Source organism: Nocardia sp. NPDC050413, assembly GCF_040655475.1.
Lineage (GTDB): Bacteria > Actinomycetota > Actinomycetes > Mycobacteriales > Mycobacteriaceae > Nocardia > Nocardia coubleae.
Window position 1 is genome coordinate 14,198 of the sequence record NZ_JBFAJZ010000001.1, and the last position, 22,255, is coordinate 36,452.

28 protein-coding genes are annotated in these 22,255 nt (G+C 67.9%); 13 read left to right on the plus strand and 15 right to left on the minus strand.

Going from position 1 to position 22,255, the window contains the following annotated elements:
• Position 1 precedes the first annotated feature (1 nt).
• From AB0I19_RS00075 to der, 3 genes are all read left to right on the plus strand, one after another.
• Entirely contained in the window at positions 2 to 1,309 is a 1,308-nt protein-coding gene (locus AB0I19_RS00075; protein WP_357142810.1) for a pseudouridine synthase, read from the plus strand.
• Between the two features lie 68 nt (positions 1,310 to 1,377).
• Positions 1,378 to 2,052 carry a (d)CMP kinase gene (cmk, locus tag AB0I19_RS00080; protein WP_357145022.1) on the plus strand — a complete coding sequence of 225 codons (675 nt, stop codon included), beginning with the start codon at positions 1,378 to 1,380 and terminating at the stop codon, positions 2,050 to 2,052.
• Positions 2,049 to 3,464, plus strand: a complete 1,416-nt coding sequence (gene der / locus AB0I19_RS00085) for a ribosome biogenesis GTPase Der (RefSeq protein ID WP_181698632.1) — start codon at positions 2,049 to 2,051, stop codon at positions 3,462 to 3,464. The genes cmk and der overlap by 4 nt, the downstream gene beginning before the upstream one ends.
• Positions 3,465 to 3,505: 41 nt before the next feature.
• On the opposite strand, the gene AB0I19_RS00090 is transcribed toward der, so the two are convergent.
• A complete protein-coding gene (locus AB0I19_RS00090; RefSeq protein WP_357142812.1) occupies positions 3,506 to 4,102 on the minus strand; it encodes a TetR/AcrR family transcriptional regulator in 597 nt (198 codons plus the stop codon).
• A 52-nt stretch (positions 4,103 to 4,154) separates the two neighbouring features.
• On the opposite strand from AB0I19_RS00090, the gene AB0I19_RS00095 reads away from it, so the two are divergent.
• The gene (locus tag AB0I19_RS00095; protein WP_357142814.1) at positions 4,155 to 5,084 is read left to right on the plus strand and encodes an alpha/beta hydrolase; all 930 of its coding nucleotides are present in this window, start codon (positions 4,155 to 4,157) and stop codon (positions 5,082 to 5,084) included.
• A 113-nt stretch (positions 5,085 to 5,197) separates the two neighbouring features.
• A complete protein-coding gene (locus tag AB0I19_RS00100; RefSeq protein ID WP_357142816.1) occupies positions 5,198 to 5,473 on the plus strand; it encodes a YggT family protein in 276 nt (91 codons plus the stop codon).
• Here the strand turns inward: AB0I19_RS00100 and AB0I19_RS00105 are convergent.
• Positions 5,463 to 6,584, minus strand: a complete 1,122-nt coding sequence (locus AB0I19_RS00105; RefSeq protein ID WP_357142818.1) for an ACT domain-containing protein — start codon at positions 6,582 to 6,584, stop codon at positions 5,463 to 5,465. The two genes, AB0I19_RS00100 and AB0I19_RS00105, sit on opposite strands and share 11 nt — an antisense overlap.
• Before the next feature lie 202 nt (positions 6,585 to 6,786).
• Between AB0I19_RS00105 and AB0I19_RS00110 the strand changes: the two genes are divergently transcribed.
• Complete coding sequence (locus tag AB0I19_RS00110) at positions 6,787 to 8,043, plus strand: aspartate kinase (RefSeq protein WP_357142820.1); 1,257 nt, start codon at positions 6,787 to 6,789, stop codon at positions 8,041 to 8,043.
• Between the two features lie 6 nt (positions 8,044 to 8,049).
• Here AB0I19_RS00110 and AB0I19_RS00115 read toward each other — a convergent pair whose 3' ends face one another.
• On the minus strand, positions 8,050 to 8,769 hold the full coding sequence (locus AB0I19_RS00115; RefSeq protein ID WP_357142822.1) for a GNAT family protein: 720 nt from the start codon (positions 8,767 to 8,769) through the stop codon (positions 8,050 to 8,052).
• Positions 8,770 to 9,335: 566 nt separating this feature from the next.
• Between AB0I19_RS00115 and AB0I19_RS00120 the strand changes: the two genes are divergently transcribed.
• Complete coding sequence (locus tag AB0I19_RS00120) at positions 9,336 to 9,629, plus strand: hypothetical protein (protein WP_357142824.1); 294 nt, start codon at positions 9,336 to 9,338, stop codon at positions 9,627 to 9,629.
• Here the strand turns inward: AB0I19_RS00120 and AB0I19_RS00125 are convergent.
• The 4 genes from AB0I19_RS00125 to AB0I19_RS00140 form a co-directional block, all read right to left on the minus strand.
• Entirely contained in the window at positions 9,605 to 9,760 is a 156-nt protein-coding gene (locus AB0I19_RS00125) for a hypothetical protein (RefSeq protein ID WP_157104676.1), read from the minus strand. The two genes, AB0I19_RS00120 and AB0I19_RS00125, sit on opposite strands and share 25 nt — an antisense overlap.
• Before the next feature lie 12 nt (positions 9,761 to 9,772).
• Entirely contained in the window at positions 9,773 to 10,504 is a 732-nt protein-coding gene (locus AB0I19_RS00130; protein ID WP_357142826.1) for a metallophosphoesterase, read from the minus strand.
• Positions 10,505 to 10,509: 5 nt separating this feature from the next.
• On the minus strand, positions 10,510 to 11,322 hold the full coding sequence (locus AB0I19_RS00135; RefSeq protein WP_357142828.1) for a nucleotidyltransferase: 813 nt from the start codon (positions 11,320 to 11,322) through the stop codon (positions 10,510 to 10,512).
• A 71-nt stretch (positions 11,323 to 11,393) separates the two neighbouring features.
• On the minus strand, positions 11,394 to 11,594 hold the full coding sequence (locus AB0I19_RS00140; protein WP_067493983.1) for a hypothetical protein: 201 nt from the start codon (positions 11,592 to 11,594) through the stop codon (positions 11,394 to 11,396).
• A 2-nt stretch (positions 11,595 to 11,596) separates the two neighbouring features.
• Here AB0I19_RS00140 and AB0I19_RS00145 point away from each other — a divergent pair, with 2 nt between their 5' ends.
• Both AB0I19_RS00145 and AB0I19_RS00150 read left to right on the plus strand, forming a co-directional pair.
• On the plus strand, positions 11,597 to 11,773 hold the full coding sequence (locus tag AB0I19_RS00145) for a hypothetical protein (protein WP_357142830.1): 177 nt from the start codon (positions 11,597 to 11,599) through the stop codon (positions 11,771 to 11,773).
• Positions 11,773 to 12,267, plus strand: a complete 495-nt coding sequence (locus AB0I19_RS00150; RefSeq protein WP_357142832.1) for a DUF6328 family protein — start codon at positions 11,773 to 11,775, stop codon at positions 12,265 to 12,267. Before AB0I19_RS00145 ends, AB0I19_RS00150 begins: the two co-directional genes overlap by 1 nt.
• 1 nt (position 12,268) lies before the next feature.
• Here the strand turns inward: AB0I19_RS00150 and AB0I19_RS00155 are convergent, their stop codons facing one another.
• Positions 12,269 to 12,682: a low affinity iron permease family protein gene (locus AB0I19_RS00155; protein WP_357142834.1), complete on the minus strand. Its 414-nt coding sequence runs from the start codon at positions 12,680 to 12,682 to the stop codon at positions 12,269 to 12,271.
• A 143-nt stretch (positions 12,683 to 12,825) separates the two neighbouring features.
• On the opposite strand from AB0I19_RS00155, the gene AB0I19_RS00160 reads away from it, so the two are divergent.
• Entirely contained in the window at positions 12,826 to 13,059 is a 234-nt protein-coding gene (locus tag AB0I19_RS00160) for a hypothetical protein (RefSeq protein ID WP_067493989.1), read from the plus strand.
• An 8-nt stretch (positions 13,060 to 13,067) separates the two neighbouring features.
• Positions 13,068 to 13,538, plus strand: a complete 471-nt coding sequence (locus AB0I19_RS00165; protein WP_357142836.1) for an SRPBCC family protein — start codon at positions 13,068 to 13,070, stop codon at positions 13,536 to 13,538.
• A gap of 3 nt (positions 13,539 to 13,541) precedes the next feature.
• Here the strand turns inward: AB0I19_RS00165 and AB0I19_RS00170 are convergent, their stop codons facing one another.
• Positions 13,542 to 14,525: an NAD(P)H-dependent oxidoreductase gene (locus tag AB0I19_RS00170; RefSeq protein ID WP_357142838.1), complete on the minus strand. Its 984-nt coding sequence runs from the start codon at positions 14,523 to 14,525 to the stop codon at positions 13,542 to 13,544.
• Positions 14,526 to 14,624: 99 nt separating this feature from the next.
• Here AB0I19_RS00170 and sigJ point away from each other — a divergent pair, with 99 nt between their 5' ends.
• Positions 14,625 to 15,524: an RNA polymerase sigma factor SigJ gene (sigJ, locus tag AB0I19_RS00175; protein ID WP_357142840.1), complete on the plus strand. Its 900-nt coding sequence runs from the start codon at positions 14,625 to 14,627 to the stop codon at positions 15,522 to 15,524.
• Between the two features lie 21 nt (positions 15,525 to 15,545).
• Here sigJ and AB0I19_RS00180 read toward each other — a convergent pair whose 3' ends face one another.
• Positions 15,546 to 16,397 (minus strand): SDR family NAD(P)-dependent oxidoreductase, encoded by an 852-nt coding sequence (locus AB0I19_RS00180; protein ID WP_357142842.1) that lies wholly within the window; start codon positions 16,395 to 16,397, stop codon positions 15,546 to 15,548.
• 55 nt (positions 16,398 to 16,452) lie between these two features.
• On the opposite strand from AB0I19_RS00180, the gene AB0I19_RS00185 reads away from it, so the two are divergent.
• Positions 16,453 to 17,424, plus strand: coding sequence for an alpha/beta hydrolase (locus AB0I19_RS00185; protein WP_357142844.1), 972 nt, complete (start codon positions 16,453 to 16,455; stop codon positions 17,422 to 17,424).
• Positions 17,425 to 17,444: 20 nt separating this feature from the next.
• Here AB0I19_RS00185 and AB0I19_RS00190 read toward each other — a convergent pair whose 3' ends face one another.
• From AB0I19_RS00190 to AB0I19_RS00210, 5 genes are all read right to left on the minus strand, one after another.
• A complete protein-coding gene (locus AB0I19_RS00190; protein WP_357142846.1) occupies positions 17,445 to 18,035 on the minus strand; it encodes a dihydrofolate reductase family protein in 591 nt (196 codons plus the stop codon).
• A complete protein-coding gene (locus AB0I19_RS00195) occupies positions 18,032 to 18,826 on the minus strand; it encodes a metalloregulator ArsR/SmtB family transcription factor (RefSeq protein ID WP_357142848.1) in 795 nt (264 codons plus the stop codon). The genes AB0I19_RS00190 and AB0I19_RS00195 overlap by 4 nt, the downstream gene beginning before the upstream one ends.
• A gap of 98 nt (positions 18,827 to 18,924) precedes the next feature.
• A complete protein-coding gene (locus tag AB0I19_RS00200) occupies positions 18,925 to 19,098 on the minus strand; it encodes a CsbD family protein (protein ID WP_067494014.1) in 174 nt (57 codons plus the stop codon).
• A gap of 99 nt (positions 19,099 to 19,197) precedes the next feature.
• A complete protein-coding gene (locus AB0I19_RS00205; RefSeq protein WP_357142850.1) occupies positions 19,198 to 19,914 on the minus strand; it encodes a beta-phosphoglucomutase family hydrolase in 717 nt (238 codons plus the stop codon).
• Positions 19,911 to 22,238, minus strand: coding sequence for a glycosyl hydrolase family 65 protein (locus tag AB0I19_RS00210; RefSeq protein ID WP_357142852.1), 2,328 nt, complete (start codon positions 22,236 to 22,238; stop codon positions 19,911 to 19,913). The genes AB0I19_RS00205 and AB0I19_RS00210 overlap by 4 nt, the downstream gene beginning before the upstream one ends.
• Positions 22,239 to 22,255 lie beyond the last annotated feature (17 nt).

A 22,255-nucleotide genomic window follows, 5' to 3' on the forward strand; every position in this document is an offset into this window, starting at 1 on the left:
GATGAATAATTCCGCTCGCCGAGATGGCACACCGGATCGAAGAAAACGCAGCGACCAGCCCCGTAGTGGCGCGAACCGAACCGCGGCTCCCCGCGGCGGCAGTGCGCGCACCGGTCAGGCCGGTTCCCGTGGCGAGGCCCCCGGCCGCCGCGGCACCAGCGCGGGTGGCTTCCAGCGCGGCAATCAGACAGCGGCCCGATCGGCCGGCTCCTTCCAGCGTGACGCCGAGTCCGGTGGTCGCCGTGGCTCGACCGGGGGCTACCAGCGCGACGATCGACGCAGTGCCCCGGCCGCTGGCGACCGTCGCGGCCCGTCCGCCGGTGGTTACCAGCGCGGCACCGGCGCTGCCAACGGTGGCGGTTACCCGCGTGGTGACGCCGACCGCGGACAGCGTGGCGACACGGCCGGGCAGCGCAGCGGCGCGTCGGCAGGCTCGCAGGCCTTCGCGGCGCGCAACAAGAAGTCCGCGAAACCGCAGCGCAAGGTCGTCGCCCCGACGATCCTGAACAACGCCAAGCCCGCCCGCCATCAGCACGCCGATACCGCCGAGGGCCCCAAGAAGCTCCCGTGGGGTGAAGGCGAACGTCTGCAGAAGGTGCTCGCCAAGGCCGGCGTGGCCTCGCGCCGCGCCGCCGAGGAGATGATCGCCCAGGGCCGCGTCGAGGTCGACGGCAAGATCGTGCGCGAGCAGGGTCTGCGCATCGACGCCGAGAACGCCGTCGTGCGCGTGGACGGCACCCGGGTAGTCGTGCGGGACGAACTCGTGCACCTGGTGCTGAACAAGCCCAAGGGCTGGCAGTCCACCATGTCCGACGACCTGGGCCGCCCCTGTGTCGGTGACATCGTGGCCGAGCGGATCGCCGCGGGTCAGCGCCTGTTCCACGTGGGTCGACTCGATGCCGACACCGAAGGCCTGCTGCTGCTCACCAACGACGGCGAGATGGCGCACCGCCTGATGCACCCGTCGTTCGAGGTGCCCAAGACCTACCTGGCCACCGTGTACGGCGAGGTGAACTACCGGCTCGTCGGCAAGCGGCTGCGCGAAGGCGTCGAGCTCGAGGACGGTCCGGCCAAGGTCGACAAGTTCATGGTGCTCGAGTCCTACGAGGGCCGGTCGCTGGTGAAACTGGTGCTGCACGAAGGCCGCAAGCACATCGTGCGCCGCCTGCTCGACGAGGTTGGTCACCCGGTGATCCGCCTGGTTCGCACGCACCTCGGTCCGGTGGCCCTCGGTGATCAGCGTCCCGGCACCCTTCGGGTGCTCGGCCGCGACGAAATCGGCAAACTCTACGAGGCGGTGCAGCTGTGAACGGAGTGGATTTCTCGGTGGAACCTGCCCAGGGCAGGCTCGCGGGCGACGGCACGCTCGTCGTCGCCATGGACGGCCCGTCCGGCACCGGCAAGTCCAGTGTGTCGCGCAAGCTGGCCACCCGACTGAACGCCCGCTACCTCGACACCGGTGCCATGTACCGGGTGGCGACGCTGCGGGTGCTGCGTGCGGGCGTGGATCTCACCGATGCCGAGGCGATCGCGCAAGCCGTTGCGGCGCTGCCGCTTTCGATCGGCACCGATCCCAGTCACGAGGTCGTCGAACTCGACGGTGACGACGTGTCGGCCGAGATCCGCGGTGACGCGGTGACCAAGGCCGTTTCGGCGGTGTCGGCGGTGGCGCAGGTGCGCGAGCAGCTCGTCGCCCTGCAGCGGGAGATCGCCGCCGTGGCAGGCCGGATCGTGGTCGAGGGCCGCGATATCGGCACCGTGGTGCTCACCGACGCCGACGCCAAGATCTACCTCACCGCCTCCGCGGAGGCGCGCGCCCAGCGGCGCAATGCCCAGAACATCCGCGAGGGACGCGGCGACGACTACCCGGCCGTGCTGGCCGACGTGCAGCGCCGCGACACCCTCGATTCCACCCGCAAGGTCTCGCCGTTGCGCCCCGCCGCCGACGCGGTGCTCGTCGATACCAGCGAACTCACGATGGAACAGACCATCGACGAGCTGTATCGCGTGGTGGCCCAGCAGCTTTCGGCCACGACAGGAGGGTCGCGATGATCGAGGACGTACTCGAGGGCGACGGTATCTGGACCGATGAAACCGACTGGGAGATCACCGATCTCGAAGGTGAGGGCGAGGGTGAGGAACACCTCGCCATGCCGACGGTCGCGGTGGTCGGCCGTCCGAATGTCGGCAAGTCAACCCTGGTGAACCGCATTCTCGGCAGGCGTGAAGCCGTGGTCGAGGACGTTCCCGGCGTTACCCGTGACCGGATCTCGTATGAGGCAAGCTGGGCCGGACGCCGCTTTCTCGTGCAGGACACCGGCGGCTGGGAGCCCGACGCCAAGGGCCTGCAGCAGCATGTGGCCCGGCAGGCCGAGGTCGCGATGGAGACCGCCGACGCGATCCTGCTCGTCGTCGACGCCACCGTCGGCGCGACCGCGACCGACGAGGCGGCGGTGCGCAAGCTGCGCCGCTCCAAGATCCCGGTGATCCTGGTCGCCAACAAGGTCGACGATCAGAAGGTCGAGATCGAGGCCGCGACGCTGTGGTCGCTCGGACTCGGCGAGCCGCGCATGGTCTCGGCCGCGCACGGTCGCGGTACCGGTGACCTGCTCGACGATGTGCTCGCCGCACTGCCCGAGACCCCGCGCGAAGGCACGGGTGTGGCCGGGCCGCGCCGGGTGGCGCTGGTCGGCAAGCCCAATGTCGGCAAGTCGAGCCTGCTGAACAAGCTGGCGGGCGACGAGCGTTCGGTGGTCCACGATGTCGCGGGCACCACCGTCGATCCGGTCGACTCCCTGGTGGAGCTGGGCGGCAAGGTGTGGAAGTTCGTCGACACCGCCGGTCTGCGCCGCAAGGTTTCCAATGCCACCGGCACCGAGTTCTACGCCTCACTGCGGACCAAGTCGGCGCTCGAGGCGTCGGAGGTGGCGATCATGCTGATCGACGCCTCGGTGCCGATCACCGAACAGGACCTGCGGGTGATCAGCCTGGTCGCCGACTCCGGTCGCGCGCTGGTGCTGGCGTTCAACAAGTGGGACCTGGTCGACGAGGATCGCCGCTACATGCTCGAGCGCGAGATCGATCGTGATCTCGTGCGGGTGCCGTGGGCACAGCGGGTGAACATCTCCGCGCACACCGGTCGCGCCGTGGCGAAGCTGGTGCCGCAGATGGAGACCGCGCTCGAGTCCTGGGACAAGCGCATCTCCACCGGCCGGTTGAACACCTGGCTCAAGGAAGTCATCGCGGCCACCCCGCCGCCGATGCGCGGCGGCCGCCAGCCCCGCGTCATGTTCGCCACCCAGGCCAGCACTCGTCCGCCGACGTTCGTGCTGTTCACCACCGGTTTCCTCGAGGCGGGTTACCGTCGCTTCCTGGAGCGGCGCCTGCGCGAGGAGTTCGGTTTCGACGGCTCGCCCGTGCGCATCTCGGTGCGCGTGCGCGAGAAGAAGGAACGCAGAAAGTAGTTCGACCCGACAAAGCCCCGGCGAATCCCGCCGGGGCTTTGTCATGCGTCGAAGACACGGTCGAGCAGGTGATCCACCAATTGTGTTGCGCGCGCGGCGTAGTCGTCGTTGGTGAGCATGCCCTGTGCGAGTCCGCCCAGGGCGAGCAGGATGACCTCGGCGTCGCCGCGGACCACTGACTCGTCCGCCTCCGGGCCGCGCGAGGCCCGCAGCTGGTCGGCAACGGCGTCGACGATGTAGTTCGGCGCCCCCACGGTGTCGGCGGTTCCGATGTCCGGGCCCGTCAGCGCGGCAGCGTGGAAGATTCCGAGGATGACGGCGTCCTGCCTGCTCGGCTCATCGAGGGGGAGTAGTCCGAGCAGGATCGTCCGGACGACGTCGCGTGGTCCGGCGCCAGGTGCGAGGCCCGCCAGTCCCGCGCCGAGCCGAGCGCCGGAATCCGCCACCACCGCGCGATGTGTGGCGAGCAGGAACTCCCGCTTCGTGCCGAAGTAGTACTGCACCGACCGCACCGACATCCCGGCCTCGGCGGCGACCGACTGGAATGTTGCCGCGTCGAGCCCACCCCGCGCGATCACCCGCCGCGCGGCATCGGTGATCACCCTGCGGCGCTCGTCATGGTCGGCCAAGCGTGGCACCCTGCCTCCTTCGTCTGTAACGGCGAATCTTTATGGTACGCCCATACCATCTATGTGGTACGTTTATATCATCAACGAGGAAGCAGGGGTGGTCATGGCCAAGATCGGGCGATTCAAGAACGATGCCGCGCGGGAGGAATATCTGCGGACCTATCGGGAGCTGGAGAAGCAGTGGCCCGTGCCGTCGGAAATGCTCGACATCCCCACCTCCTTCGGGATGACGAAGGTCCGCAAATCCGGTGCGGGGCAGGGCATTCCGTTCGTGCTGATGCACTCGCTCGGCGGGAACAGCCTGATGTGGAGCCACGTGGTCGAGGACTTCGCCCGCGATCACGTGGTGTACGCGCCGGAGATGATCGGGGCACCGGGGCTCAGTGTGCAGACCGCGCCGATCGATGAGACGAAGTTCGGTGCGTGGCTGGGCGAGGTGCTCGACGGACTCGGCGTCGACCGGGTGCATCTGGTCGGCTATTCGCAGGGTGCATGGCAGGCGATGGCTGTCGCGACCACTCAGCAGGCGCGGCTGGCGAGCCTGAATGTCGTGGAACCGAGCGGCACCTTGACGAAGATCAAATGGAGCCTGCTGTGGATGATGCTCCGGGTCGGTGCCCGGCCGACGGACAAGAACCTGCGCGCGATGAACGCACGGCTCAACCCGGGCGTCACCCTGACCGACGCCGAATTCGCCGGTGTGAAGGCGGCTCTCGGGTATGTCCCGACGATCGGCTATCCGAAGATGTTCACCGACGAGCGACTCGCGACGATCACGACACCGACCCTGATGCTGCTCGGGTCGGAGTCGTTGGTGGTCGATCCGCAACTGGCCGAACAACGCGTGCGCGACAACCTGCCCACGTGCGAGGTCGAGATCTTCCCCGGTGTGGGGCACGGGCTCTTCTATCAGATTTCCCGGCAGGTGACCGCGCGCATCCTGGACTTCGCCCGCCGCTACGAACACACCGACGCGCGCCACGCCGAATAACTGACCTGTCCGGACTGATAATCCGCTGAGAACGGTGCATAGTGGACACCTTCGGGGCGGCTGAGGCGTTGTTTCGGTAAGAGGTCGACGGTGGCCTCCGGAAGGAGTGCGTCATGAGTCTCATCGGAACCCTGCTCGGGTGGGTACTGACGGTGTTCTTGGTGCTGTTGATCGCGCGGATGGTGGTCGACTGGCTCGACACGCTCGGCAATCGGTCGCCGTGGGTGGGGAAGGTCCGGTCGGTGACCCATGCGTCGACAGAACCGGTGATCGCGCCGGTGCGCAAGGTGCTCAAGCCGGTTCGGCTGGGCGAGGTCTCCATCGACCTCGCTTTCACCGTGGTGTTCATCGCCGTGCTGATCCTGCGGGCGGTGGCGTTCAGCCTGTGACCGGCGCACCTTCCACCCGCCACCTGGTGAGCACCGCGCTCACACAGGTGGCGTCGGTGAGGGCGTCGACCGTGTCGGCCAGCGCTGATTCGCGGGCGCGGTGGGTGAGGACGATGAGGTGGGCGTCGTCGCCGTGGTGTTCCTGACGCACGCGCTCGATGCTCACCCCGTGGTCGGCGAAGATCGAGGCGACCTGTGCGAGCGCGCCCGCGTGATCGGTGACGCGCAGGTTCAGGTAGTAGCGGGTGGGAATGTCGCCGAACGGCGCGACCGGTAGCTCGGCGTAGTACGAGGCCCGTGGTGTCCGGCCACCGTTCACGCGGTTGCGCGCCGCGCTCACCAGATCACCGAGCAGTGCCGAGGCGGTGGCCCGCGTCGCGTCACGACCGGAGAACATCAGTCGCCCGGCGCCCTCGGCGTCCACCGTCACCGCGCTGAACGGCGCCTCCACCTTGGCCAGCGGGTGCGCGGCGGGCAGCAGTGCGGGATGCACCCGTACCGAGATCCATTCCTTGCCACCGTCTTCGGGCTCACTGATACGGGTGCACACGGTCAGCTGACGCAACCGCAACGACAACGCGTCGGCAGCCGCCAGGTCGTGTGCCGGAGCCACCCCGAACTCCTCGAAATGCACGTCGGTGACCTCCACCCGGGTATGGAAGGCCAACGTGGCGAGGATCGCCGCCGCGTGCGCGTCGGCGGCGGCGAAGACGCCGAGCACCTCGCGCACGCGATCGCCCGACAGCGACTGCGTGAGTGGCCGGACCACAGGCACCCCGCCCGCCACGGCGGCCTCGAAACACAGATCCGCCCCGAATTCCTCGGCGGCCGACATCAATTCGGCACCGTGCGAGGCGATGAGCGCGGTATTCGCGGTGACCACCGACCGGCCCGCCCGCAACGCGTCGAGGACGGGGCCCAGGCTCTCGGCGGTCGCGGTGGTGTCGACGACGAGGTCGGCCGCGGCCGTGTCGAGGGTCAATCGCGCCCCGGCTCGTGCGCTCAGCTCGTCCCCGGATTCGGCGATGATCCGCACCACCTCCCCGGCCTGCGCCCCGGTGCCGAGCACCGCGACACGCAACGAACGGGAACGAAAGTGCCGAGTAGTCATCCGAATTCGCCTAACGCCGAGAACCGCCGAACATCGGAGCCGACGCACTCGCGCCACCCCCATGCGGTCAGTATCCCGTCAGAAACGGCACGGCGGCACCACTTTTCGCGTCACAAACCGCCCAGCCACGCCCGGATTGCCGGGATACTCGACGGGAGTTACCCGCGAGTACCTCGCGGGCGAGCAGGGAGAGGACAGCGGGATGGCCCTGGTTGTACAGAAATTCGGTGGCTCGTCGGTCGCGACCGCGGAGCGCATCCGCCGGGTCGCCGAGCGGATCGTGGAGACCAAGAAGCAGGGCAACGACGTGGTCGTCGTGTGCTCGGCGATGGGCGACACCACCGACGAATTGCTGGATCTGGCGGGTCAGGTGGCACCGGCACCGCCGCCGAGGGAGATGGACATGCTGCTCACCTCGGGTGAGCGGATCTCGAACGCGTTGGTGGCCATGGCCATTCATTCCCTCGGCGCGGAGGCGCGTTCGCTCACCGGTTCACAGGCCGGGGTGATCACCACGGGCGCGCACGGCAACGCCAAGATCATCGAGGTCGATCCCGGCCGGGTGCGGCGCGCCCTCGACGACGGCGAGATCGTGCTGGTCGCCGGCTTCCAGGGCGTGAGCCAGGACAGCCGCGACGTCACCACACTGGGTCGCGGTGGTTCCGACACCACCGCCGTCGCCTTGGCCGCCGCGCTGCACGCCGACGTGTGCGAGATCTACACCGATGTCGACGGCGTGTTCACCGCCGACCCGCGCATCGTCGGCGACGCCCAGAAACTCGACCAGGTCTCCTACGAGGAGATGCTCGAGATGGCGGCGTGCGGTTCCAAGGTGCTCATGCTGCGCTGCGTCGAGTACGCCCGCCGCTATCAGGTCCCGGTGCACGTGCGCTCGTCCTACACCGACACCGTCGGCACCACCGTGTTCGGTTCGATGGCCGACATCCCCGCAGATCAGGCCGTGCTCACCGGCGTCGCGCACGACCGCAACGAGGCCAAGGTGACCGTGGTCGGTGTGCCCGACGAACCCGGCTACGCCGCGCAGGTGTTCCGGGCCGTGGCCGATGCCGAGGTTGGCATCGACATGGTCGTGCAGAACACCGGAACCGGCCGCACCGACATCACCTTCACCCTGCCCGCCGCCGACGGCGACCGCGCGGTCGCGCTGTTGCGCTCGCGTCGCGCCGAGATCGGCTTCACCGATGTGCGCTACGACGATCGCGTCGGCAAGGTGTCGCTCATCGGTGCGGGCATGCGCAACAACCCCGGTGTCACCGCGACTTTCTGTGAGGCACTGGCGGCGGCGGGCATCAATCTCGACCTGATCGCCACCTCCGAGATCCGCATCTCCGTGCTGGTCCGCGACACCGAACTCGACGAGGCGGTGCGCATCCTGCACCGCGCCTTCGACCTCGGCGGGGCCGAGGTGGCCGTCGTGCACGGCGGAACGGGACGCTGACCCGGTTCAGCCGATCGAGGCGGTGAGGGCGCGCAGCGCCTCGGCGGTGGCCGGGATGAGCGGCGCCCGCCGTTGCGTGGCGCGAGCGGCCAGTTGTTCCATGATCCGCTCGCGCACCCCCGGCCATTCGTCGCGCAGGATCGAATAGAACGCGGTGTCGCGCACCTCGCCGTCGAGGCCACGGGAATGCGCCCGGCGGACACCGTCGCTGACCGCGCCGAGCCGTTCGATGGCCGCCCGGGAGCGCAGGTTGCGGGCGTCGGCGCGCAGGGTCACCCGCCGCACCCGCCACGTGTCGAAGGCGTGGGTGAGCAACAGCAGCTTGGAGTCGAGATTCACCTGGCCGCCGCGCACGGCGGGGGTGAGCCAGGTGTTGCCGATCTCCACGGCGTCGGGAATCGCGCCGCCGGGGGAGGCGGTGACCGGTTCGGCCGACAGCGGCCAGGTGAGCGGACCCTGCCAGTAGTCGAGGCGGGTGAAGCGGGTGGCGCCGACCACGCATTCGTCACCGATCATGACGATGGCGAAGGCCAGCGCCGAACCCGCCAGCTGGGCGGCCTCGGCCTGGAAGACATACGTGCGCGCTTCCTGTTCACCGTGCGGGACAACGGTGAACCCCGGTTGGCCGCGAAGCGCCTGCGCGGCCGCTGCCAGACCGGGAACGTGGTGGGGTGCAAGGGGTTCCAGCCGTACGATGCGGCCGTCGAGGATAACGGGTGCGGGCATGGTGACCGGCGTCCTTCGTTTGAGAGGGTCACCGAATCACGAGGCGTGGATCCTCACGCGGCACATGATTCGGCGAAGCGACACGAACGATCCAGCAGCATCGAAAAGAAACTGGATGGACGATAGCCGAACGTGCGCCGTTCAAACACTCGAACGCACCCGTATGTCGCGCGCGTGTGCACGACACGAAATGGGCGCCGATTCGGGTGGCGCCGACTCGGTCCGGTCACAAACCGCTCCGATGTCAGTCTCGAGGCGCGTTTACGCACCTCAGTGGCTATAACGGTTCTATAAATCACACCATTGTCGGCTTACTGGGCAATTGTCCAGAATTGTCGGACTATTCCAGTTCGAACGCCTATTCCTGGGAAATGTAACAACCGTTACCGCTTCGTGTCGAACACTTATTCGATGTGACCCAGATCACATGATCTGTTATCCTCCGGTTAGACCTGGCACGCTCGATATTGCTGAACGTTAACCGTTTGTGATCACTGCGTGCGCCACCTGCGTGGTTTGACCTACCGGCTGTGTCGGGACGGCCGTCCGGAAGGGAGCTCGTGACTATGAGCAGCATCTACTTCGAATCGAACAGCAACCTGTCAGTTACCAGGCGTGACCGCCGCGTCACCGACGACGCCATCGCCCCGCTGGCGATCCCGAGCCTCGTGCTCGGCATGTTCCTGGTCGGCCTCGGTCTGATCGCGCTGCTTCGCCTCGGCGACTGGTTCGCCAACTATGGGCCCGAACTGGTCATTTCCGCCTATGCCCTCTACATGGCGGCGTCGGGTTGGCTGGTGGTCTGGAGTGCGGCGACCGTCCGGTCGCAGCGCGGTCACGGACCGGCCGGGTCGTCCTGATCGTCTCGGCCCGCCGCCGCGAGTGCCTCCGACAGTTCCCGGCGCAGACGCTGCGCCGTCGCCTCGTCGCCCGCGTCGGCGGCCGTGGTGATGTCCTGGCGTAGCTGGGCGATGGTGTCCTGCGAAACCATGAGAATCCTCCTTCAGATGTATGCCGACGACGTGGCGGGCGCCAGGTCGTAGACGGCGTATTCGGTACCGATCACCGGCTGCGCGACATTGCGCACCCGGATTCCGCCCGGGGTGGTGCCGCGTTCGGTGCCCGCGTGGGCGTGACCGTGGACCGCCAGGTCGGCGCCGCACGCATCGATCGCCTCCCCGAGCAGGTAGGAGCCCAGAAACGGGTAGATCTCCGGCGGCTCGCCGTGCAGGGTGTCCGACACGGGCGAGTAGTGGGTGAGCGCGATGGTCACATCGGTGTCGAGCCTGCTCAGCGCCGTGTGGAGCTGCTCGGCGAGCTCGACTGTGTGGGTCGCGAACTCGCGCATCTGCGGTTCGCCGAAGGCGCTCGCGCACTTGCCGGCGAACCCGCCGCCGAAACCCTTGGTTCCGGCGATGCCGAGCGTGCGTTCACCGATGGTGAGCACCGTCGAGGTGCCCTCGAGCACGGTGATGCCGTGCGCGGACAGCAGCGCGCTCATCTCCTGCTCGCGGTCGCTGTGATAGTCGTGATTGCCGAGCACCGCCACGACCGGGACGTCGAGATCGCCGAACTCGCTCGCCACCACCTCCGCCTCTTCGATGGTGCCCAGGCGGGTGAGGTCACCGGCGAGCAGCAACACATCCGCGTGCTCGGGCAGCCGTTCGAACACCGGCCTGCATCGACCACGCGAATCCGCGCCGAGATGCACATCGCCTACCGCCGCTATTCGCATCCCGCTCACCTCAGCACTTCCGGTTCGGCCGGTTCGGCGGGTCTGCGCACCCGCACGTCGTTGTGGACCCGCAGGTCACCGATCCGCTCGTGCAGCACGGCCTCCAGTGCCTGCCTGCTCTGTTCGTCGGCGACCTCGCCGGTGAGTACGACGACATCGGAGCGCAGCGTCACGTGCACACTCATCGTCGCGGTCCGTGGATCCTCGGCGAAGGCGCGGCGCAGGTTGGCGACCACGTACTGCGGTGGCTCGGCGGCAGGCGCGGGTGGCACGTGGTAGACGCCGAGGTCGTCGAGCAGTCCGAGAAATGCCCGCGCGTAAGGTGATCGGGCCGTGTCTCGGTACACCTGGGCCCAGTCGATCTGCTCGCGCAGGGCGCGGGCGACCTCGAGCAGGCGGGTGAAATCGAGACGGTGCGCGTCGAGCACCATGAGTTTGTCGACCAGCACGTCGGTGGCGGGCAGCACCGGTGCGGTCGCCGGGCCGACCGACATCGACTCGGCGCGGTCGAGCAGCTCGTCGTCGACGGTGCGATGGTTCGTGCGGAAGATCAGGTCGACGAGGATCTCGCCGTCGTAGACCTTGGTCAGCCAGTTCTCCGGTGGATCGACGGGCCGTAAGCCCTTGGCCGCCAACGCGTCCCGGGCGGCATAAGCGTCCTCGGCGCGGAGGAAGATGTCCACATCGTGATCGCTGGCCGGACCGCCGTGCGCGTACACCGCGCAGCCACCGGCCACCGCGAAGCGAATGCCGTTGTCGTGCAGGGTGTTGACCACACGGGTCAGCGTCTGCAGCAGGTCCGAGATCTCGGCGGTCATCAGGCCACCACCTTTCGCCGGGGACACCCCGGGCCCGGCATCGTGCCAGGCCCGGGGTCGGTAGCAGGGGGTCAGCGGCCGCCGTGGCTGTGCTGACCGCCCTCGCGCTTGGCCTCGGTGGGCTGCGCCTGGGCACCCTTGCGGCCTGCCTCGCGGGGGTCGGCGGAATTGCGATCGCCGAAGCTGCCGCTGCTGGCGTGGCCGCCTCGGGCCGCCTGCTCCTGGGTGTCGTTTCGGTTGCCGAACTGTCCAGGGTTGTTCGGGTCAGGCATGGATGCCCTCCTCGTGTCGTCTGGTCTTCTGGCATGTGGCCGTCGGTCTCGACCACACCGTCGCACTACCCGGCCGCGCGCCGCTCAATCACGGGTACGCCGGTCGGTGGCGGATTCGGGCGGTGTGCGCCGGGTATGCGCTCGAGGAGGGCGTCGGCCCGGGCGACGAGGAGCGGTGATGGACGGCGATGACACCGACTGGAATCGACGGGTGCGTGGCGAGAACACCATTCAGCGTCTCGACCGCAATTGGGCCTCCTTGCTGCAGGAACTGCGGGTGCTGCAGACCGGTGTGCAGGTGCTCACCGGCATCTTGCTGACCTTGCCGTTCCAGTCCCATTTCGACGCCCTCAGCACGGAATTGCGGGTGGTGTACCTCGTCGTGGTCACCGCGTCGATCGCCGCGACCGCCCTGCTGGTCGCCCCGGTGGCGCTGCATCGGCTGTTGTTCCGCAGGCACCGGCTCGATGCCCTGGTCACCGGCGCGCACCGGCTCGCGCTGGCCGGTATCGCCCTGCTCGGGGTCGCGCTCACCGGCATCGCGGTGCTGATCTTCGATGTGGTGGCCGGGACGGCGGCGGGCATCATCGCCGGGGTGGTGGCTTCGATCACCTTCCTCGGGCTGTGGGTCATCCAGCCGCTCGTCTATCGGAAGGGGTCGGAGACGGACTGAATCATTCGCTGCTCTCGCGATCTTCCAGTCCCACGGCGTCGGTCAGTTCCTCGCGCTCCCTGGCCAGGGCCGGATACTCGTTGCTCAGCTCACCCATCAGCGCGGCGAGACCCGCGGCGAGCGCGTTCAGCTTGTGCTGGGCGGCGTCGTCGTTGCGAGCCTGGGTGTTCTGCAGCAGCGCCACGAGCAGGAAGGTGACGATGGTCGTCACCGTGTTGATCACCAGCTGCCAGGTGTCGATGCTGGGGAACAGGAACACCGAGGGCGCCCAGATCAGGACCAGCGCGAGACAGGCGGTGAAGAACCACGCCTTGGACGCGAAATTGCTTGCCGCCGTGGCGAAACGGTCGAAGAAGGTTTTGTGGTCGGTGATGTCCGACGGCATCGTCGCCTTGTTCGACCTGCTTGCGGACATGTCGACCACTCACCTTCACCGGTTCGGGCAATGAGCTCTGTGATGGGCGAATATCCGTTCCGCAGGATTTCAACCAAAAGGTCGGTTCGGTTCGGCCGCACCGGGTAAACGCCCGCTGTCCACCGATCCGAAAGAGGTGAAGCATGGCCGTCTGTGAGACGTGTGGCAACGACTACGCGCGCGCGTTCACCGTGAGCCGCGACGGGCAGAGCTGGACATTCGACAGCATCGAATGCGCGGCGTCGAAGCTGGCGCCCGACTGCGCACACTGCGGCTGCCGGGTTCTCGGCCACGGGGTCGAGGCCGGACAGACCGTATTCTGCTGCGCCAACTGTGCCCGCCGCGCCGGGCACGACGCCCTCGTCGACAGCGTGTAGGAGGAGCCGTGCACGACGACATGATCTGGGTGCAACTCACCGTGCCCGCCCGAGTGGACGACGTCTTCGCCGTGCTCGCCGACGGGTGGTCGTATTCGGGCTGGGTGGTGGGCGCCTCGCACATCCGACGCGTCGACAAGGGCTGGCCCGCGGTCGGCACCCGCATCCATCACAGCGTGGGGCCGTGGCCGCTCGTGATCGAGGACACCACCGAGGTGCGGGCATCGGACGCACCGCACTCCCTGGAACTCGACGCGCGGCTGTGGCCGATGGGCGCGGCCGTCATCCGCTTCGAGCTACGCGAGGTCGCCCCGGCCACCACCGAGGTGCGGATGGGGGAACTGGCTGTGCGTGGGCCGGGCAAGCTCGTCCCACGCGCCGCGCAGGAGTTGCTGCTGACCCCACGCAACCGCGAAACCCTCGACCGGCTGTCGGACCTGGCTGTCGGTAGGAGCCGTGCCACCACGGCCGGGGGCTGACCGTCAGGGCTCCAGGTCGGTGAGCGCCTTGCCGCTCGGGATATCGAGCGGCACCGAGACCTGGTCGTGGGCGATCGACCAGCTGCCACGCACCTTGCGCAGGCACAGCGTCGCGCGCACCCACATGCCGTCGGTGACAGCGCCGTCGCGCAGTGTGCCGCGCAGCCTGCCGAAGCCGTGCCCGTAGGCCACGTCGGTGCCGGTCGTGAAGGTCAGGTCACGGAACTCGTAGCTCAGCGTGTCGAACACCTGGAACACTCGCGCCCAGTTCTCCAGCTTCGCCGCTCTGCCCCGGTGTTGCAGGGGCGGCTCGATATCGAACGAGACAGCGTCGTCGGTGTAGAGCGCGCCGATGCCGTCGAGGTCCTTGTTCCGCAGGCACTCGACCAGCCGGTCGATCTGCGCGCGGATCTCGGCGGTTTCGTCGACCGGCCGCCGCAGCGGTGCCAAGGCTGTCGTCCACGCGACGAGCTGGTCCAGCGTCTTGCGCAACGCGAGGTCGTGGTGCTCGCGCGCGACGAAGGTGGTGGCGTTCTCGAAATCGGTGAGTACGCCGATCGAGACCGAATGGCCGATGTCGGCCATCCCCAGCGTCCCGCACACGGTGCGCAACTGCACCACCGAGCGGGCGCCGCCGTTGACGCCGTACCCGACGAAGGCGACGGCCTTGTCGGTCCATTCCGCGAAGGCGTGGTCGAGGGCGTTCTTCAGGACACCGGGGACGCCGCCGTTGTACTCGGGGGTGACGATGACGAACCCGTCGAACGGCGCGATCCGGGCAGCCCAGGCGCGGGTGTGTTCGTTCTCCGACGGGCCGAACATCGGGGGCGAGGTCTCGTCGAAGTGTGGGAGCGGGTGGTCGCGCAGGTCGACGAGCGCGAATTCGGCGTCGCCGCGTCGCGACGCCGCATCCAGCACCCACTGGGCGACCTGGGCTCCGTTGCGGTTGGATCGGGTGCTGCCGAGAATGATGCCGATTCTGATCATGCCCTTCCGACGACGTGGACGCCGGAAATGTCAGGCCCTCACAGATCGGGGCGCTGTTTCGTCGGTCATGGTGAGGGAACCGACCGCGAGGAGCCGATCATGACCGACCCCCACCTGTCCGAGGTGATGAGTGAGCGCCGCCAGTTGCTCAATCTGGCTTACCGGTTGCTCGGATCGCTGGCCGAGGCCGAGGACGTGGTGCAGGAGACCTATGCGCGCTGGTACGCGATGAGCGAACAGCGCCGCGCCGAGGTGACCACGCCCGGCGCCTGGCTGACGACGGTGGCGGGACGCATCTGCCTCGACCTGCTCGGCTCCGCCCGCGCCCGCCGGGAACGCTATGTGGGCGAATGGATTCCGGAACCCGTCCCCGGCCGCTCCGACTTCTTCGGCGGCACCGCATCATCCGACCCCGCCGACCGGGTGACGCTCGACGAGTCGATCAGCATGGCCTTCCTCGTCGTGCTCGAGTCCATGACCCCCGCCGAGCGAGTGGCCTTCGTGTTGCACGACGTGTTCCGCTACTCCTTCGCCGAAATAGCCGAGGTGGTGGGGCGCACTCCGGCCGCGTGCCGTCAGCTTGCCTCGAGCGCCCGCCGTCGCATCGACACCTCACCGCGCCCACCCGAAACCGCGCGCGCCGAGGTGGTGCGGAATTTCAAACGGGCCTGGGAGGCGGGCGATATCGAGGGACTCGTCGGGTTGCTCGACCCGACCGCGATCGCGACGGCGGACAGCGGTGGGCTGGTTCCCGCTTTCCGGGAGCCGCTGGTCGGCAGCAGTGAGATCGCGACGGCGTGGATCCACATCGCCACCCGGTTGTCGACAGTGGTGCTGGTGGAACGCATGGTGAACGGGCAGCTCGGTCTGGTCGCCGAGGCCGACGGAAAGGTTATCTCGGTCTACTCGTTCGACATCGTCGACGATCGGATCAGCCGGATCTGGGTCATGCGGAACCCGGAGAAACTGCGCGCGTGGACCGGTGCTGCCGATCAGTGACGCGGTGGTCGCGCCCTGCGGCTAGGGGTCGTTGCGGGGAATGCGGCCGTCGACGTCGGTGAATCCGTACTGCTCGGCCAGATCGGCGACCTTCCACGCCTTTCCGGTGCGCGCGAGCCGGTCGGGGTCGGCGGCGAGGGCGACGACGGCCCGGCCGGGGAACCTCGGTGTCTCGGCGGCGTTCAGGTCGAACGTTCCCTCGCCGGGCAAGGTCACCAGGCGACGGCCCTGGTCGTCGGCGGGAACCATCTGCAGCAGTTCGGTATTCACGATGCCGGGCCAGAGGGATACCGCGGTGGTCGCGGTGCCGTCGAGGTCGTGGGCGAGGTCGGCGGTGAGCCTGTCGAGGGCGGTCTTGGCGACCCCGTATATGGCGTTGTGCAGGTAGCGCTGTGAGCCGGGGGAGGAGATATTGACGATCAAACCCTTCGACTCGATCAGCAGTGGCGCGGCGAAAACGCTTGCCGCGTAATGGGATCGGACACCGATGTCGAAGGTCTCGTCCCAGGCCGCAGGCGGCACCTCCCAGAATTTGCGGCCGAGCCAGCGGGCGGCGGCGGGGGAGTTGTAGACATTGTTCACCAGCACGTCGAGGCGCCCCTGTTCGGCGCGCACCCGCGTGAACAGTTCCTCGACCGCCCCGTCGTCGCGATGATCGCAGACCACCGCCACGCCGAGCCCGCCGAGGGCGGTCACCTCGGCGGCGGTGTCGTGCACGGTGCCGGGAAGCCTGCCGGCGGTGGTCGTGCGGCCGGTGACGTACACCGTCGCCCCCGCCGCGCCGAGTTCCTGGGCAATGCCTTTGCCGATGCCGCGGCTGGCTCCGGTCACTACCGCGACCCGTCCGCCGAGAATCTTGGGTGTTCCGCTCATGGCCTCGGGACACTACCTTGAAATAGGAACACGTTCTAGATTCTTGGAGGCGCTGGTGGAACTTCGGCATCGATTCCTGGACGCCGGCGACGTCCGGTTACATGTGACCGAGCAGGGACAGGGGTATCCGGTGGTGTTCTGCCACGGCTTCCCACACACCGGCTACATCTGGCACCGCCAGCTCGCGGCCGTCGCCGAGGCGGGCTTCCACGCGATCGCACCCGATCTGCGCGGCTACGGACGCACGCAGGCGCCCGACGATGTCGAGGCGTACACGAATGCCGCCGTGATCGGCGATCTGCTCGCCCTGCTCGACGACATCGGTGCCCGGCAGGCGGTTTTCGTCGGCCTGGACTTCGGCGCCCAGCTGGTGTGGGAGTTGTCGTTGCGTGCGCCCGAGCGAGTGGCGGCCGCAGTGGTGCTGAACAATCCCTTCGCACCGCGCCCGCCCCGCCCACCGTCCGATTTCTGGACCAAGGCCGCTCAGCGCCACTTTCTGCACCTGTCCTATTTCCAGGAACACGGTCGGGCCGACGCCGAACTCGCCGAGCGGCCCCGCGAATTCCTGGCCAGGGTCTATTACTCCCTCTCCGGGGACTACCACTACCTCGATACCTGGAAGAACCCACCGGGGCTCGGCTATCTCGATGTCCTGCCGAAAGCCCCCGACCTGCCGTGGTCCTGGCTCAGCGAGTCCGAATTCGACACGCTGGCCACCGAATTCGAGCGCACCGGGTTCACCGGCGGCCTCAACTGGTATCGCAACCTCGACCGCAACTGGCACCTCACCGAGTCGCTGTCCGGCCGTCCCGTCACCGTCCCGACCTACTTCCTCTACGGCGAGAACGACCCCGACATGGAAGGTTTCAGCGGCCGCGACCCGCTGGCCACGCTGCGCGCCAATGTGACCGATCTCCGTGCGGTAGTGCAGGTTCCGGGTGCGGGACACCTGGTCCATCTGGAACGCACGGACCCGGTGAACGAGTTCGTGCTCAGTGCACTCGGTGACGTAGCGCCGCAGCCGTAGCGGGCGGGGTCGCGGTCGGTTCAGCGTGCGCGGTCGTACACGAGGGCGAGCTCGCCGGATGTACCGGCGGTGTGGCTGGTCAGTGTCCACCGGGAAGCCGGCAGCCCGTCGGTGAAGAACAGCGCGCCGCCCCCGGCGATCTCGGGAACGATCATCAGATGCAGACGGTCGATCAGATCGGCGGCGAGCAGATCGGCCACGATCGTCGGGCTGGTGTTGACAAGGATGTCGCCGGTGCCGGAGCTCTTCAATTCGGTGATCACCTCGGCGGCGGGCGCGTTCACGACGCGCGTTCGCTCCCAGGGTGATTCGGTGAGGGTGCTCGACAGCACCACCTTGTCCACGTCGACGAGCCACTTGGCGTAGGCGCGGTCGCGCGGGTCGGCGTTCTCGTCGGCGGCGACAGTCGGCCAGTAGCCGAGGAATCCTTCGGCGTTGCCGCGCCCGAGAACCGCGGTTGTGGCGTCGGCGTGAATTCCGCTGAGGTAGTCGCGGGCGGTTTCGGTGCTCGCGTAGGTGACGATGGCGCCGAGATCGGCCGGGCCGGCCGGTCCGTGGTAGCGGCCGTCGAGGGTGAGGCTGATGTTGGTGGTGACGCGGCGAGTGCTCATGATCGGGCTTTCCTGTCGAGGTTGTCGAGGACCTGGGACCAGCCGGTTTCGATACCGGCGATGAAAGAAGCTGCCGCCACCGTGGTTTCGGCGACGACGAGGTCGAGCCGGAACCGGGTCCCTGACCCGTCGGGCTCGAAGCTGAGGGTGTAGTGGCCGGTGAAGGAGACCTCGCCTGCCGCGTCGAGTACCGACAGGTCGAAGGCGAGGCGGTGGTGTTCGTCGGCCTCGACGACTCGTCCGGCCGACCGGTAACGCCCGCCGTCGTCGTCGCGGTAGTCGAGTACCACCCGTCCGCCGGGAAACGGTTCGATCCGGCAGTCGGTGACGGTCATCGACGGCGGCACCCACCAGTCCGCGAGTGAATCCGGATCCACCCAGTGCCGCCACAGCACCTCGGGTGCGACTCCGAACGTCCGCTCGAAGGTGAAGCTGCGTCCGTCGGCCCACCGGTCATCCTGTGCGGCAGCGGTTTCGGCTTCGATGGCAGCCAGATAGCGCTCCACCACATCCCGCTCGTCGGCGTGCTCCTCGATGGTCGCGAGCATCGCGCGCAACCGATTGTCGAGCTCCCGCAACGGGCCGGGTTCCACGGCGTAGACCCGCCGCTGCCCCAGCGGGAACACCGAGACGAGACCCGCCTTGGCGAGCGTTTGGAGGTGCTTGGTCGTCTGCGGCTGACGCAACCCGGTGTGGGTGGCGAGTTCGCCGACCGACCGAGGCCGCTGCGCGAGAAGTTCGACGATGCGCCACCGTGCGCTGTCGCCGAGTGCGGCTGCGATCTCTTCCATGACCAGAAGTATTCACTATGAAGAATATTCCTGTCAAGGAATACAACTGTGGCCCCCGCTTGTCAGCTGGGGGCCACAGTGCGAAAAGGGGAGCCGGATCAGTCGCGGAAAGCGTCCTTGACCTTCTCGCCGGCATCCTTCAGGTTGGACTTGGCCTGGTCGCCGCGGCCCTCGTTCTGCAGATCGCGGTCGTCGGTGGCCTTGCCGGTCGCTTCCTTGGCCTTGCCTGCCAACTCTTCGGCCTTGTTCTTCGCCTTGTCTGCCAAGCTCATGGCATTCCTTCCGGACAGAACGCTCGACCACAGGTGATCGATGGGCCATCCTTGGGACCCACGGGGCGTCTACCCGGGGCCACCGAACACAAACAGGGCCTAGGTGAGAAGGTCGGCCAGATCACCGATCACCACATCGGCGCCCGCCGCACGCAGGGCGGCCGGGCCCGTGCCGCGATCGACCCCGATCACCCGGAAACCGCCGCGACGACCTGCCTCGACGCCCGATACCGCGTCCTCGATGACGATCGTCTCGGTGGGTTCGACACCCAGTGCCCCGGCGGCGGCGAGAAACATCGCCGGATCTGGCTTGCCCGCGAGCCCGTCACGCTCGGCGACGGCGCCGTCGACGATCACCGCGAATCTGCCGAGCAGTCCGGCGGTGTCGAGCACCAGCACCGCGTTGCGTGAACTGGATACCACTCCCATCGGAATCCGAAGCGCCGCAAGAGCGTTGACCAGACGCAGCGAGCCGTCGAACACGTCGACCCCGTCGCGGTGCACGATCTCGGTGAATCGCCCGTTCTTCCGGTTACCGAGGCCGTGCACGGTGGCCGCCTCGGGAACGTCGTCGACGGTGCCGTCGGGTAGTCGCAACCCGCGCGAGGACAGCACCGCTCGCACACCGTCGATCCGTGGTTTGCCGTCGACGAGGTTGTAGTAGTCGTCATCGGTGAACGGCGCGACCTGTGGTGGCAGGAACTCGGTGAACAGCGTGGTCCACGCGCGGCGGTGCACGGCAGCGGTATCGGTGAGTACCCCGTCCAGGTCGAACAGTACGGCGGCGGCCTGCTGTACGGCCACCCGCTCGGTCATGAGGCGACGCTTTCGGGCGCACGCACCTCGACGACCTCCCCCGGACGCACCTGCGCGGGATCTCCCCACACGCTGATGGTTTCGGCGGGGCCGTCACCGATCAGCTCGAACCGGGCGTCGTGGTGGCCGAGGTCGGCGCGCACCACCCGTCCGCGCCAGTGCACCGAGAACCGCAATCGCTGCCACGACGACGGCAGCGCGGGGGCGAACCGCAATCCGTCGCGCGTGGCCTGGAACCCGCCGAACCCATGCGTGGCGACCTGCCAGGTGCCCGCCGCCGACGCGATGTGCATGCCCTCTTCCGTATTGCCCTGGTTGTCGTAGAGATCGACGAATGCCGCCCGGCCGAAGTACCTTTCGGCCGTGTCCGCCTCGCCCACCCGCAAGCCGACGATGGCATGGATGGAGGGACTCAGCGACGACTTGTGCAGTGTGCGCGCCTCGTAGAACAAGTAGTTCTGCCTGCGTGTCTCGAGCGAGTACTCCTCGGGCAGCAAATGCATCAGCATCACCACGTCGGGCTGTTTGAGCAGTGAGGTGTCCTCGCAGTTGAAATGGTCGAAACCCGCCGGGTATCGCGGCATGTCGTTGTCGTCCCATTCGGTGATGGGGACAACGGTGCGATCGAAATAGCCGTCGAACTGCTCGATCACCCCGCAGTCGGGGTCGACCGGCACGCGGATTCGCCGGGCCGCGTCCACCCATTGCTCGGCTTCGGCCGCCGACAGCCCCAACGGTTCGGCATGGGCGGCAAGCAGTTCCGGCTGTTCGGCGGCCATCCGCCGATAGACCGCCGCGGCCTGTTCCAGATGCCAGCGCACCAGCCGGTTGGTGAAGGCGTTGTTGTCGACGTGGGAATGGAATTCATCCGGCCCCATCACCGTTCGCAGCACCAGCGCGTCGCCTTCGGGTTCGCATCGCTGTACCCAGTAGCGGGCGGTCTCGAACAGGATCGGCGCACCCTCGGTGAACAGGTACATGTCGTCACCGGTGACCTCGGTATAGCGGATGACGGCGTACGCGACATCGGCGGTGACGTGCAGTTCCTCCTCCCTGGTGTAGAAGCGGCCCGAGCCGTCGTGGGTGTACTGCGGGCATTCCTCGCGGCCCGTGTCGGCCGATTCCCATGGAAAGCGGGCACCGGTGGCGCCGTTGTCGGCGGCGACCGCACGGGCGCCGGGCAGGGTGTGGTGGCGGTAACCGAGCAGGGCACGAGCCGCCCGCGGCTGGGTGAACAGGTAGAACGGCAGCAGCATGATCTCGGTGTCCCAGAAGACGTGGCCGCGATACCCTTCGCCGGACAGGGATTTGGCGCCGATGCTCACCGTGGGGTCGTCGGGGTTGGCGGCGATGAGCAGGTGATAGACGGCGAAGCGCAATGCCTGGGTGACGCGGTCGTCGCCGACCACCTCGCAGTCCGATTCGGCCCACAACCGTTCCCATGCCGCCGCGTTCGCAGTGCTCGCCTGGTCGAAATCGGTGACCCGCGCGACGGTCGCTCGCACTCGATCGCCCGGTACCGCAGCGGCTTCCGGATCACGACTGGTGGCGACGCCGACGAATTTGTCGACGCCGACCGTCTCGCCCGCCGTCACGGCGAAGTCCACTTCGATCGCGATCGACTCGTGACTGCGCACCTCGACGCGGCGTTGCGGTGTCGTCGGCAGGTCGGTGCGCAACGCGTAGGCCAGGTCGACACCGCTGTCGATCGTCCGGCATTCGAGCATTCCCACGCCATCGGTGAATCCGGTTCCGGTGGAACGTAAGTGGGTGGACAGCGCCCACTTGTCCCACTTGCGGTCGTACCCGAACTCGGTGTCCTCACGGTAGGTGGGCAGTCGCTCGCGATTGCGCCGGTGCCCGTCGATTCCGGTGCGGATCGTCACCGTGGCCGCGCGATCCAGTGCGGTTACCCGAACCCGCAGGCAGCACAGATCGCGATCGGCCATACTCGCGAAACGTTCGGTGCGCAGCACGAATCGCGCACCGTCGGGCAGCGCGAAGACGGTCTCGCGGGTGAGGACTCCGCGGCGTAGGTCGAGCTCGCGGTGATGGCTGAGCACCGCCGCCGATTCGGTGTCGAGCCGGGTTCCGTCGGCGAACACCTCGGTGACCAGCCAGTCCGGCGCGTTCACCAGGTCGACGACCGGCGCGTCGAAGGCGTCGTACACCCCGGCCAGAAATGTGCCGGGCAGCGAGCCGGTATGCCGCTCCTCGAGTGAGCCCCTGGTGCCGAGGCGGCCGTTCCCGACGGTGAAGATGGTCTCGAAATAGTTGGCGCGGTGCGGATTCCATTCGTTCTCGACAACGGTCCACGGGTTCATGGCGGCCCTCCGGGAGG